The 12,666-nt window shown below is 55.6% G+C and carries 14 protein-coding genes; 10 read left to right on the top strand and 4 right to left on the bottom strand.

Features of this window, described 5'->3' with window-relative positions; all coding sequences use genetic code 11:
- Positions 1-15: 15 nt before the first annotated feature.
- Positions 16-405, bottom strand: a complete 390-nt coding sequence (locus B472_RS10240; protein ID WP_019426290.1) for a hypothetical protein — start codon at positions 403-405, stop codon at positions 16-18.
- 172 nt (positions 406-577) lie between these two features.
- Here B472_RS10240 and B472_RS10235 point away from each other — a divergent pair, with 172 nt between their 5' ends.
- Complete coding sequence (locus B472_RS10235; protein ID WP_019426289.1) at positions 578-784, top strand: hypothetical protein; 207 nt, start codon at positions 578-580, stop codon at positions 782-784.
- 157 nt (positions 785-941) lie between these two features.
- On the top strand, positions 942-1,415 hold the full coding sequence (locus B472_RS10230) for a hypothetical protein (RefSeq protein WP_019426288.1): 474 nt from the start codon (positions 942-944) through the stop codon (positions 1,413-1,415).
- On the opposite strand, the gene B472_RS10225 is transcribed toward B472_RS10230, so the two are convergent.
- On the bottom strand, positions 1,412-1,633 hold the full coding sequence (locus B472_RS10225; RefSeq protein WP_019426287.1) for a hypothetical protein: 222 nt from the start codon (positions 1,631-1,633) through the stop codon (positions 1,412-1,414). The genes B472_RS10230 and B472_RS10225 overlap by 4 nt on opposite strands.
- Positions 1,634-1,732: 99 nt before the next feature.
- Positions 1,733-2,554, bottom strand: a complete 822-nt coding sequence (locus B472_RS10220) for a peptidylprolyl isomerase (RefSeq protein WP_019426286.1) — start codon at positions 2,552-2,554, stop codon at positions 1,733-1,735.
- Between the two features lie 263 nt (positions 2,555-2,817).
- Between B472_RS10220 and B472_RS10215 the strand changes: the two genes are divergently transcribed.
- Positions 2,818-3,702: a hypothetical protein gene (locus B472_RS10215; protein WP_019426285.1), complete on the top strand. Its 885-nt coding sequence runs from the start codon at positions 2,818-2,820 to the stop codon at positions 3,700-3,702.
- A gap of 43 nt (positions 3,703-3,745) precedes the next feature.
- On the opposite strand, the gene B472_RS10210 is transcribed toward B472_RS10215, so the two are convergent.
- The gene (locus B472_RS10210) at positions 3,746-4,288 is read right to left on the bottom strand and encodes a TlpA disulfide reductase family protein (protein ID WP_019426284.1); all 543 of its coding nucleotides are present in this window, start codon (positions 4,286-4,288) and stop codon (positions 3,746-3,748) included.
- 126 nt (positions 4,289-4,414) lie between these two features.
- On the opposite strand from B472_RS10210, the gene B472_RS10205 reads away from it, so the two are divergent.
- The 7 genes from B472_RS10205 (at position 4,415) to B472_RS10175 (ending at position 12,583) form a co-directional block, all read left to right on the top strand.
- Positions 4,415-6,052 carry a DUF1800 family protein gene (locus tag B472_RS10205; protein WP_081504936.1) on the top strand — a complete coding sequence of 546 codons (1,638 nt, stop codon included), beginning with the start codon at positions 4,415-4,417 and terminating at the stop codon, positions 6,050-6,052.
- Positions 6,049-7,404 (top strand): DUF1501 domain-containing protein, encoded by a 1,356-nt coding sequence (locus B472_RS10200; RefSeq protein WP_019426282.1) that lies wholly within the window; start codon positions 6,049-6,051, stop codon positions 7,402-7,404. Before B472_RS10205 ends, B472_RS10200 begins: the two co-directional genes overlap by 4 nt.
- A gap of 43 nt (positions 7,405-7,447) precedes the next feature.
- Positions 7,448-9,529 carry a M10 family metallopeptidase gene (locus B472_RS10195; RefSeq protein ID WP_019426281.1) on the top strand — a complete coding sequence of 694 codons (2,082 nt, stop codon included), beginning with the start codon at positions 7,448-7,450 and terminating at the stop codon, positions 9,527-9,529.
- Between the two features lie 37 nt (positions 9,530-9,566).
- Positions 9,567-9,767, top strand: coding sequence for a DUF4266 domain-containing protein (locus B472_RS10190; protein ID WP_238147429.1), 201 nt, complete (start codon positions 9,567-9,569; stop codon positions 9,765-9,767).
- Positions 9,767-10,897 (top strand): DUF3570 domain-containing protein, encoded by a 1,131-nt coding sequence (locus tag B472_RS10185; RefSeq protein WP_019426279.1) that lies wholly within the window; start codon positions 9,767-9,769, stop codon positions 10,895-10,897. The genes B472_RS10190 and B472_RS10185 overlap by 1 nt, the downstream gene beginning before the upstream one ends.
- Positions 10,894-11,817 carry an FAD:protein FMN transferase gene (locus B472_RS10180; RefSeq protein ID WP_019426278.1) on the top strand — a complete coding sequence of 308 codons (924 nt, stop codon included), beginning with the start codon at positions 10,894-10,896 and terminating at the stop codon, positions 11,815-11,817. The genes B472_RS10185 and B472_RS10180 overlap by 4 nt, the downstream gene beginning before the upstream one ends.
- Before the next feature lie 73 nt (positions 11,818-11,890).
- Positions 11,891-12,583 carry a hypothetical protein gene (locus B472_RS10175; RefSeq protein ID WP_019426277.1) on the top strand — a complete coding sequence of 231 codons (693 nt, stop codon included), beginning with the start codon at positions 11,891-11,893 and terminating at the stop codon, positions 12,581-12,583.
- Positions 12,584-12,666: the final 83 nt, after the last annotated feature.

The following is a 12,666-nucleotide window of genomic DNA, read 5'->3' as shown; positions in this document are numbered from 1 at the left end:
CCTTTGAGGAAACGCTCACTGGCACGCCGAATATGCAATGCGCACATCGGAGGCATACGCAAAACCAGTGCCACGGTAAACATCCACCCCGGCACCCACCACACCGCCCACCAACAAATTTCCCGCCATCGACAAATTCAGTCGCGAAGGCACCGTGGCCGTGATTTCAGGGAAAAAAAGTGATCTGCAGGCAATTTGCAAAGACGTCATGTCCTTGCGCACCTCAATGGTACTGGGCGCCTGAAAATGCCAGACCCCCTTGGCATTTTGCGCCACACATGCGGCGGGCACAACGCGGTCTTTGCACTTGGCCGTGACCTGCACATGCTGCACATCACTGTGCAAAAAACTTGCACAGCCTGACAACAGCAACACACCCACTGCAGATATCCAAAGGCGCAACATCGTTGAGAAATCTCAGGTTAAGAGTGCTGCACAACACGTCGGCACTCAGTCTGTCAAGAATCGTCCCCAAGTGCCCAAACTTGAGTCCTTGCCTCACTCACTACAATGCCAACTTTGACATTTCCAGCATCGACTCGCACTGCCCACCATCCCGCCTGACCCACCCAAGCCCATGCCCAACATTTCTGGCCCTAACCCTACTGCCGACATCGAAGCTGAATTTTGGCGCGAACTGGCCGAAATCGAAGCCGAATCCATCGGCTGGGTGCCATTGGGCGATGGCTGCTACCTGCACACCGGCAACGATTTGCCAGAGATTCTGATTGTCGGCACCGCCACCGCTGGCATGGCGGGTCACAACATGCTTTGGGTGTATTGATCCTGCAAAAGCGCGTTTTATTGCACACCTAAGATAACAAGTTACGGTTGTTACACAGGCAGGCGTGGACAGGGCCCAAAGGGCAAAGTGATAATAAAAACAATGAATTGCCACCATCGCAGTTCGTCACCCATCACTGCACCCGAAGGCCCATCCCATGAAAATCTCGACCCTGATCGCTCTGACGACCGCCCTTTTTCTGACCGCCTGCGCCAGCATTGACCTGCGCGTTGCACCGAGTGTCGCCAAAGACATCAACAAAGACACCACCATCTCTCAGCCCGACGTGCTGTACCAAGAGACCCCGCAATCCAAATCCATCATTGTTGGCTCGCAGGTTTACGCCACCGTCAACAGTTGCTCGCTCATCCAGCGCTACCGTGTGCGCACCAACAGCGACTTCAGCTCGGCCCTCAACCTGTTCAAAAACCGCGCATTTCTCATGGGTGGTAAATGGGTCACCATCGTGCACCACTCCGAAACTGGCATACCCGCCAACGTCAACATGGGTGGGCAGACCGACATCATGCTGCGTGAAGGCACCCTCCTGAGCAACTCGCCTTTCCTCACCACCATCGTAGGTGACATCTACGACTGCCCTTGCAACATCAACAGCTGCTCTGGCCGTTAAACCATCCTGAAAATCCGCCAACCGTTGTTCATCTTGCGAATCCCGAACTTCCAATCGGGATTTCGCCTTTTGGCGAACTGGATGGCCGCCACCCGGGCGTTCTCGGCGAGCTTGAAGTCGTCAAAAAACAAACTGTCGCCCACGTCCATACCGTCAAAGACATACCTGTGCCGTTCGGGTATCTCGAACTTTTCGGGTGATTTGTAAATAAGCTGCATGGCAAGAAATGATTGGTGTTCTGAGATATCGGCACCAAACGCACATTCTTGAGCCAAGGCTCTTACACCATCAGCCGCCTTGATGGCGGCATCAGCCTCTTAGCGCACCTGCACAGCCGACGTGATGGTGACCTCGGACAGCGGCACATTGGGAACCCCATTCACAGTGCCGGTGGGCTGGGACGCGATGGCATCCACCACCCCCATGCCCTGAACCACCGTGCCAAACACCGCATAACCCGGGTTGGCGCTGTCCCTGTAGTCTAGAAACAAGTTGTCAACCAAGTTCACATAAAACTCAGACGTGGCCGAATTCGGCTCATTGGTGCGGGCCATGGCCAAAGTGCCACGCAGGTTGGACAAACCGTTTTGGCTTTCCAGTGCAATCGGCGCTGCCTGCCCCGGCTTTTTGACCAAGCCCGTGTTGTAACCACCGCCCTGCACCACAAAGCCGGAAATCACCCGGTGAAACAAGGTGTTGGTGTAAAAGCCCTGGCGCACATAGCTCAAGAAATTGTTCACAGAAACCGGAGCCTTGGCCGGGTCCAGTTCCAAAAGCATGTTGCCCGCACTGGTCACCAAGTTCACCTGCGGTTTGGGCACCGTCAAAGTGGTGGCAAACACCAGCTTGCCTTCGGGGTCCTTGACCGACAAAGGCAAATCACCCACCCCATTCACCATGCAATTGAGCACCAACAGCTCTGTGGTGCTGCGCTGCGAAAACACCGGATTAGCGCAACCGGGCGACTCCACCACCAAAAAAGAGCGCAAATGCCGCCCACCCAACAAAATGGTGGCGGTGCGACCGTATTGCAAAAACTCAGGCTTGGCCGCCGAAATGAAAGGCGCAAAACCTGAGCTACCGCCACAAGCTGCAAGCAACAAGGTCAAACAAAAAACAAGCGGTTTTATTTTGAACATGGTGCGTCTATAGCGGAAAAATGAAAAATAAAACGTTGTCATTGAATCGTTGATTTTAAGTGACGCATCCATTGCTTTGGCTTTGTGCTGCTGCGTATTCAACCCAAGGAGATCTGCTGAGTTAGGCGGCCAATCTGAAAAATGACACCGACATGGTTTTGGTAACAGGTTTGCCTCTTCAGTGCAATATCATTTTTGTATGATAGTCACAACGCCATCAAATCCTATTCATTTGTAGATTTTGATGGTTTGAGAAAGGCAATATGACACCCCACCGAATTGACGGCAAAAAAAACACCGGCAGTGAAGTTATCCTAGGCACGGACACAGACGAGTGGATTTACCCTTTGGGCGGGTCCGATACGGTCGATGGTCGGGGCGGGTACGACACCCTGGTTGTCGAGTGGGCGTCCAGCAACTTTGAGATCAATGCCTACCCGGGCATTGTTTACATGGACACCATCTCGGGTGCTTCTAGCGCTGACAAAGTCACCTTACTCAATGTCGAGGCGGTTCAGTTCCCCGATAAAACCGTTCTTTTGTACCAAAACCAAAACTTCACGGATGGCTTGGGCAGCGAGCAGCTGGTGGGAAATTGGGGTTTGGACACGGTCACCTACAAGGGTGCCCGCCAAGACTACACCGTGACATTGAGCACGGCGGGTGCCGATGTCCGTGACAACAAGGGCTCCAATGGCACGGACCGCTTGGTTCAAATTGAAAGAATCCATTTTTCAGACATGTCACTGGCCTTGGACATGAAAGGCCATGCGGGTGAAGTCCTGCAAATTTTGGGGGCTGTATTTGGTGCGGGAGCCATCCGCGACAAGGTCTATGTAGGCATTGGCTTGCACTATCTGGATCAACTGAACTTCACAGCCACCGAGTTGATGGCTCTGGCTCTGAATGTTCGCTTGGGAGACCAAGTGACCAACCCCGCAGAGGTGGTTCGCACGCTGTACCAGAATGTTGTGGGGGTGCTGCCCACAGCGACGGTGCAGCAAGAATTTGTGGCTTTGATCGAATCAGGCCAGCACACCCCTGTATCTTTGGCCATGTTGGCAGCGCAGACCAGTTTGAACCTGACCCAAATCGGGCTAATGGGCACGCCAGCAGTTCCGCTCGAGTATGTCTCGCCAGCGGCCTGATGCCGATGGCACGGGCTATCTTTAAGTCCCTGAAAAGTCTGGCTCAACCCAGCACGCGCTGGCGAATAATGCCCAACAAAGCAGCACTGTCTGCCAGATGAAAGCCCCGGTGACGCCAAACCACCTGCCCCGCCGGGTTGATCAGGTAACTGCTGGGCATGGCTTGCACGTCAAAGCGTTTGGCGGTTTCGGCCAATGGGTCCCACACCACCTGCACATGCCTTGGGAATTGCTTCAAAAAACGCTCCATGGTCGCCGCTTGTTTGTCCAAGCCCACGGCCACGACTTGAAATTTGACGTCGCGCATATGTTGCTGCAATTGGCCCATCCACGGAAACGATTGCTTACAGGGTCCGCACCACGAGGCCCAAAAGTCCAAATACAACCATTGCCCCAACAAATCACTTGAACTCAGCTCTTTCGACGCGCTGCCTTGCGCAGTCCAAAGGGGCAAAACCCAAGCGGGTGAAAGTGGGGGGGCGGCAACCACCACGGTGTTTTGAGCACACACCAAAGGCTGCGCCCAAAGAACCGGCAAGACAGCCAAAAAATGTCTGCGATTCTTAACAAAGTGTGTGTGGCGCATGGCAGGTTTATTAAGGACGGAAATTGGATCGGCGAGTCGCACAAAACATCAAAAAAACATATATGCATGTTATAACAATGTCATTAATGATTCAGTGATTTTTGTCATTTTTATCCCGAATAAATCATGAAAACACGCGCAAAAGTGGCTCGACGATGGCTGTCTGCTATCGGGTTTGTCGTTGTGGGCAGCTTGGTTGGTTGCTCAGGAGACCAAGAGCCCGTTTATGCCCAACTGGCAGGTCAAGTCGGGGGGGTCGGAGGTGCCGATTCAAAAGCCTCGCATTACGCGGTTTCAAGGTTCCTTGAACACGCATCTATGGGCCCATCGCCCACAGCTGTCAGTCAAGTTCGGGCCCAAGGTCTTGAGAGCTGGATAGACCGTCAGCAAAAAATGGCACCCTCCCTCATTCGCACACCCAATGACTTGGCCAACTACGAGCTGCAAGACATGGTGGCCCACAGGCGTGCTTCCAAGCATTCTGAAACGCAACTCCACAACCATTTCGTTGGCGGCGAAGACCAGCTGCGCTTGCGCACCACTTGGGTCTTGTCCAATTTTTTGGTGGTCTCGACCCGAAAAATTCAGCCCTATGGGGCGTCTGAATATTTCAACATGCTGCAAACGCATGCGTTCGGACAATATGGCGATTTGCTCAAGGCCGTCACACGCAGTCCGGCCATGGGTTTTTACTTGGACAACTCTCAAAACAGGCGCATGAGCCTGAATGAAAACTATGGCCGAGAGTTGATGCAGCTTTTCTCAGTGGGTTTGGTGCAACTGAACATGGACGGCACGCCCAAACGAGACGCGCAAGGCAAGATGCTGGAAACCTATGGCCAAAAAGACGTGATCGAAGCCACTCGCGCTTTGACGGGTTGGAACTTTGCAGATCCCGATCAAAAGCGAGAAACATCCAACCACTTCAATTACGGCAAGCCCATGGTGGCGCACTGGGCAAATGACCACGACACAGGCCCCAAGCTGGTGTTGGGGAAAGCCATACCGGGCGGACAAGACGCTGTTAAAGATCTGGACAGTCTGGTGGACATCTTGATCAGCCACCCGAACACCGCGCCCTTTGTTTCTTTGCGCCTGATTCAAGGCATGACCACCAGCGACCCATCGCCAGCCTATTTGCAAAGGGTTGCCAGTGTTTTTGCCAAGACACAGGGCCACTTGGGGCAAGTCATTCAGGCCATCTTGACCGACCCCGAAGCGCGTGCTGGCGATGACCCCCTCAAAACCATCAAAGGGTTTGGCCGCATCAAAGAGCCACACCTTTTGCACACCGGCTTGGTACGCGGTTTGGGCTGCCGCTTGGCCATCAAGTCAGACTGGGATCCAGCACAGGTCTGGATGGCCTACTCGCAGCAACCCTTCAACGCTTATTCGGTGTTCAATTTCTACCCACCCAACCACCGCGCTCCAGGCAGCAAGTTATTGGCGCCCGAGCAAAAGATGCTCAACTCCACCGAATTCAGCCGCCGCATGAGCCAGTACCACAACATCATGTCAAACAGCAACTTGTTGTCGGACGCAGGTTGTGACGCCTCTGTTTTCGAATCGGCTGCTCGCAAATCGAATGAGCATTTGGTGGCCCTGATAGGCGAACGCTTTTTCAGGGGCGCAATGCCCGCCGCTGTCGCGCAAGGTCTGGTCGAAGCACATAAAAACTTTTGGCACGACAACAACATGATGAAGCTGACTGGAGCCATGCTGGAAATGGCCATGTTGACCCCTTCGTTCGGAGTGAGCAAATGACACTGGATCGCCGAAACTTCTTAAAGCACGCGGGCGCTGTTTCGTTGGCTGGTCTGGGGGCCTCGTTGGCCCATGTTGCCGATGTTCAGGCTGCCGACTACAAAGCCTTGGTGGTGGTGTTCTTGTCGGGTGGACACGACGGCAACAACCTGTTGGTGCCCATGGATGGCGCCTACAACGACTATGCCAAGGCAAGGCCTTCATTGGCGCTGCCCAAAGACAGCTTGGTACCTTTGTCAGGCACACACATCGGCCACAAATTTGGCCTGTCTGGCGCCAGTCGCGGCCTGAGCACTTTGTTCGAACAACAGCGCATGGCCATCGTGGCCAATGTGGGGGCATTGATTCAACCCACCACATTGACGCAACTGCGCGACAGGACCGCCAAGTTGCCCCCATTTTTGGGGTCGCATACGGAGCAAGAACAGTGGATTCAGGGTTGGATGGGCGATGAAGACCTGAGTGGCTGGGGCGGCCGAGCCATGGATGCCATGCCCCAATCCATGAGAAACAAACAACCCCTGATCGCATTGGCCAGAGACTACACGGCAGTGCTGGGCAACCACACACCCATCAGCTTGGCCAACAGCAATGGATCATCGAATTGGGGGCGGGCCAATTTGCAAAACACCAATGACCTGACCCAAAAGCGGTTGGAGTGGCTCAGCCGCATGCAGTCTGGCAATGCGTTTGAAGCCGAGTTCTCACGCAGCATGCGGGTGGCTTACTTAGACAGCCTAGAGTTTGCCAATGGCCAACAAAGCGTTGCAGAGCCAACAGGCATGTTTCCGAATATGCAGATCGGCAAAGACCTGCGCTTTGCGGCCAAGCACATCGCTTACAGCAAAAGAGCGGGCGCACGTCGTCAAGTCTATCTGGTGCAAGACGGTGGCTATGACACGCACACAGGCCAAGTTTCAACAGACCCCGGTAACCCGGGGCTTGAGACCCTGTTCAACGATGTCACCAGCAGCTTGGTGGGCTTTGACCAATCCATGCGCTCACTGGGCATGCAAGATGAAGTGGTCACCATTGTTTTGAGTGAATTTGGTCGAACACTGGACCCTGCAGCTGGCGCGGGCTCTGACCATGCCTGGGGCAACCATTGGTACGTCATGGGCGGCCCCGTCAAAGGCGGCCGAATTTATGGCGACGACTTCCCCACTTTGCAAACGGGCGGGCCCGATGACGCCTCTTTGTACGACCCCAAAAGAGGTCAGTGGTTACCGCAGTTCTCGTCTGACCAGTTCATTGCAGACACGCTGCTGTGGATGGGGTTGTCACCCGCCCAGTTGCTCACCGTCTTGCCCAACTTGGCCAATTTTAAAAACCACAAAATTGGTTACCTGTGATCGGCTATTGACCTGAACAAAGCAAATTCCAGGAATCCAACACATGCAAGACATCAAAGGCACTGAAGGCCCAGACAAGGTGGTTGTTCAAGGGCGTGACCGTTACCGCGGTGAGGGGGGTGACGACCACATCACCTTGCTCGAATGGGCTACTGGCGAGGGTGGCCCTGGCAACGACACCCTGATTGCCGACCCGAGCGGGCGTCATGGCCAAGCCACCGCGTTTTACTGGTCATCTAACAACCCCATTTTGGTCGACATGGGCGAGGGCTATGCCTTGGACGGCTTTGGCGGCCTCGACACCCTCATCAACATACACAATGTCCATGGTTTCAAGCGCGATGGAGATACAGGCCTAGGATCAGCGCTGGATGACCGCTTTTGGATTGGCCCTTGGCGCGGGCACAACGGACTGATTCAGATTGATGGGCGCGGTGGCAGTGACTTCGTCACAATTGGTCTTCAACACAATAGCAATCAGGGATCGGTGGTCTTTCAAACCTCAGCCGACGGAAAATTGGTGCGCGCGCACCTGAGCAATCAGCCAGGGTTGGTGATGGAGCTTCGCAATGTCGAAACCATACAGATCAACCAAAACCTGGGCAATGGTCAGTGGACCAATGTCGACTATCGAATTTCTGACCTGATTGACCTCAGCCGAGGAGGTCAGGACATTTTGGTGCGCGGGGCCCAAGGCTTACAGATGGGTGACATGGGCCACGCCACCACCATCACTTACAGCTTTTTGGACAAAGCCCCAGCCACGGGCGCCGAGGGCGGCAGCGGTTTTCAGGCTTTCAGTCCGGCCCTGCAAGACACCACCCGCGCCATTTTGTCGAGCCTGCAGCAACAGACAGGCATCACCTTCCAAGAGGTGCCGGGCGACGCAGGTACGATTCGCTTTGGCATCAACCAGCAAGCCAACACGCGCGGCTATTCGTTTTTGCCAGATCAGCACCGCAATGACGCCAAAGCTGGTGATGTATGGCTCGACTTGGAGACGACCGCACTGATGCAGCCTGGCCAAGAGGGCTATTACGTGCTGCTGCACGAGTTGGCCCATGCGCTGGGCTTGCAGCATCCCTTGCGTGAGGCAGACACATCGGGGCAAACCGTTTTGCTAGATGGTTTTGCCACATTTGCGCACACCTTGATGCTCGATGTCTCGGCAACGCAAAACTCCAACAACGCATGGCCCACTTGGTATGGTTTGTTTGATCTGCAGGCCCTGCGTTATTTGTACGGTGGCAAGGCATTTGCCGTGTCCAGCAGCACCTATGCCATCACTGACGGCACCAGCAGCGCCAGCGTGGTGATCGTGGACGACGGCGGTATCGATGTTCTTGACATTTCTGGCAGCAGGGTTTCGGGCCACATTGACATGCGGCCCGGCAAAGTCAGCTCGGTGGCCATGAATGCGCAAGGCATGGCGCATTTCGGCAATCTCAGCATCGCCCCCGGCACCTGGATTGAAAACGTGAAGTCGACCCCGTTTGACGATTACATCGTGGGCAACGATCTGGGCAACATCATCTGGAGCATGGGCGGCAACGACATCATTTTGGGCAACAGCGGGCAAGACACCGTCGTTTTGCCAGGACGCAGCGGCGACTGGAGCATTCAACGCGCTGTTGGCGGCGTAAACTGGAATGCGCAAGCCAAAAACGGTGAGTCCGGTTCGGTCGAATTGCAGGCTGTCGAGCGTTTGAATTTTGCCGATGCGGGTGTGGCACTTGACATGCAGCCCAACGGCAATCCGGCTCGGGTTGCCAAAATTTTGGGTGCGGTTTTTGGGCCCGATGCGGTCAAGAATTTGCACTTTGCAGCCATCGGATTGACTTATTTTGAAGGGCTCAATTACAGCTACGACCAGTTGATGAAGCTGGCCATCGACGTCAGGCTGGGCGGTCAAGCCAATGACCCTGCGAGCGTTGTCGATTTGCTCTTCAACAACGTGGTGGGCCAAATGCCAACCGCAGGCCAGGCCCAGCCTTATGTGGCCATGCTGGCTGAGGGTGAGATCAGCATCGCTGGCTTGGGTGTTTTGGCGGCTGAAACGGGCCTGAATCAAGACAGAATTGGCTTGGTGGGCTTGGTTGAAAACGGTTTTCACTTTGCCCTTTGATGACGCCATGCCCTGCTCAATGCGCTGGACTCTCCTTTTGACCCTTGGCCTTGCCGGGGGCTTGGTCGGTTGCGGTGCACCCAAAGTCCAGGCTTGGGACAAACAAGATTTGGCCAAGCCCGAGATGGCGCTGGACGCTGACCGCCTTGAGACCCGGTACAGCGAACACATCTATTTCAGCCGCGAGGGCTCCAGCGGTGGCTGGAGCATTGGCGGCGGTGGCTGTGGGTGCAACTGATGCAGACCCAGCAACTGGCGATGGCCGCTGCTGCTGTGGTGATGCTGGGCATGCCCACTGCGGCGTCGGCCGTCGCGCAACCCGAGCGGGCACAGGTCAGTCTCAAGACCATGGACTACCAAGACCGCCAAGACCAGGCCAGCCGCATTGGGGTCAAGGCGCAATCGAGCCATTGGGTTTTGCCCATTGGGGCCGCTTGGGCTTTGGAGGCGGGCACCGTGGTGGACACCATCTCAGGTGCATCGCCCGCCTATTACACCGCCCGTCGCTCGTTTGCCCCGGTGCGCGATGAGCGCCGAGCGCAGGACATCAAAGCCTCGCACTATTGGCGCAACCAGCGCATCATGTTGGGGCAAAGTGGCTCCAAAGAGGTGGATTACCTGTCACGCAGCCATGTGTTCATGTACTCGCGCAGCACCCCTGACAACAACACCACCTTGGACTTGGGCGCTGCGCGCACCCATGACACCATCAACCCGGTCACGCGCCTGGTGGTTGATGAAAAGAAAACGGTCACTGAACTGTTGTTGGGCCTGACCCAAGTGGTGACGCCACGAGACTTGGTCCAGGTCCAGTGGGTACATTCCAGTGGCCAAGGGTACTTCAATGATCCCTACAAACTGCTGGATGCTCGCCCTGACCACAGGCGCACCGATGCCCTCAGCTTACGGTGGAACCACCACAGACCCCAGACCCAAACCACAGCACGTTGGCAAGCCAGGGTCATGGAGGACAGCTTTGGCATCCGATCGGCCACGCTGGGATTGGACTTGGCGCAGGTTTTGACGCCGCAGTGGACGCTCACACCCAGCGCACGCATTTACTCGCAATCAACCGCCTCTTTCTTCAGCGCCCCCGACCCCAATCGGCCTGACGTGCCGTTCATTCCCAACAATTTTGTCTTGGGGCAAAGCCACATCAGTTTTGACCAACGGTTGGCCGCTTTTGGTGCCCTGACATTGGGGCTGAAGTTGGAGAAAAAGATCACGTCCAACACCTCTGTGGACATCAAATACGAGCGCTACAGACAACGCAACGCTTGGTCCTTGCATGGCCCCAACGTGGAGGGGCTTGATGACTTCAAGGCGCAATTTGTCCAGCTGGGACTGACCCATAAATTTGGCCGATGAGCATGGCCCGGGTCCATCGTTTTGAGTTCAGGGCCATGGCTTGCGCTTGCGAGATCACTGTGGGCTTGCAGCCAGGACAAGATGTGCACTGGGCGCAAGAGCAAGCCCAAACAGCGGTGGCTGAAATCAAGCGCATCGAGACCAAGTTTTCCCGTTACCAGCCCCAGAGCATCGTCAGTCAAATCAACCAAGCGGCAGGCCAGCACCCCCTTGAGCTTGACCCCGAAACCCACAGCCTGATCGACTTTGCCGACCGCATGCACGCGCAAAGCGACGGCTTGTTTGACATCACCTCCGGCGTTTACCGGCAAATCTGGAATTTTCAAAAAGCCCAATGCCCTACGCCCGCGCAAATCGAAGGCATTCGTCCACTGGTGGGGTGGGCGCAGGTGCAGCGCGAAGGGGCACAGTTGTTTTTGCCCCGGGCAGGCATGCAGATCGATTTGGGTGGCTTGGGCAAGGAGTACGCCGCAGACCGTGCTGCCTTGGTCTTGCGCCAAAACGGGGTGCAGCACGCGCTGGTCAATCTGGGGGGCGACATCTCTTCGGTGGGCACCAAGACCGATGGTCAACCTTGGACGGCTGGCATCCGGCATCCCCGCGACGCTCAGCACATCATGGCCAGCCTGCCGCTCTTTGGCCAAGCCTTGGCCACTTCGGGCGACTACGAACGTTTTTTTGAACTGGCAGGCCAACGCTACTGCCACATCATCGACCCACGAACCGGTTGGCCTGTGCAACACTTTCGCTCGGTCAGCGTGGTCGCTCCGAGCTGTCTGCTGGCGGGAGCTGTGGGCACCACCATCATGCTCAAGCAAACCGAAGCCACGCCAGAATGGCTCAAGCAACTGAACTTGCCTGTGTTGTGGATGGACACTTCCGGGGAGGTGCGGATGCAAACCATGGCAACCAGCCCCTGATGCTGTGGCCAAGGGATTGCATGGTTGTGAATATATATTTATATAAGAGTAAAAATAATACCATTTAACTCACATGATGCATTACGCCACGCTGGACTATTTGCCCGACTTGACCTTCAGCCAGATGGCCACGGCCCGAAGCCTGACGTTCACACCACACAGCGTGCCCAGCCTAGGCTGGGACCGAGTGGCCGATGTTTATGGCTTCAATTCCTTCGCATTGCTGCATTCGGTAAACAAATTCACCGCCGTCGAAGGCGCGACCTACGACCTGTTTTCGACCAGCTACGCCGATCCCTACTTGCTGAGGATTTACGACCTCAAGGGCAACACCATCATGGCCAACAGCGAAATCGATGACGGCGCCCCCATCCTCCTGCCTGAAGCTGGTGGCAGCTTCAAGCAAGACGTGATCTACAACTGGGTCGCCCCTTACAGCGGCACCTTTTACGTCGATGCCAGCTGGGACCAGGACAACTTTTTCAAGTACTACAGCCTCAGCATCTACGAGGACAAAGACACCACCGCCAGCCGGTCCACCAATCTGGTGGCCAGCTTGAATGTGGGCAACCCCACACCCTGCAGCCATGGGCTTACGGGCGACAACACCATCGACGCCATGACCACGGGACACAAATGGGTCCTGGACGCTACTCGGGTGATCGACTTTTCGATCTCTTGGGGCTTCGGTGGCGAATACTGGATAGACCCGGCCGAAGTCAGCGTCAACCTCGGTGTTTGTCAACAAAGTTGTCCGCTTTTCTAAACGGCTATCGCCACTTTTTCTGGCGATCTCACATGCTCCCTTGGCGGGTTCAGCCACACCTCCTTGATGTGCTCCCAGTTGCG

The organism is Limnohabitans sp. Rim28 (assembly GCF_000293865.2).
Taxonomy (GTDB): domain Bacteria; phylum Pseudomonadota; class Gammaproteobacteria; order Burkholderiales; family Burkholderiaceae_C; genus Limnohabitans_A.
The sequence above is the reverse complement of the archived record's forward strand: the minus strand, read 5'-3'. Positions and strand labels throughout refer to the sequence as shown.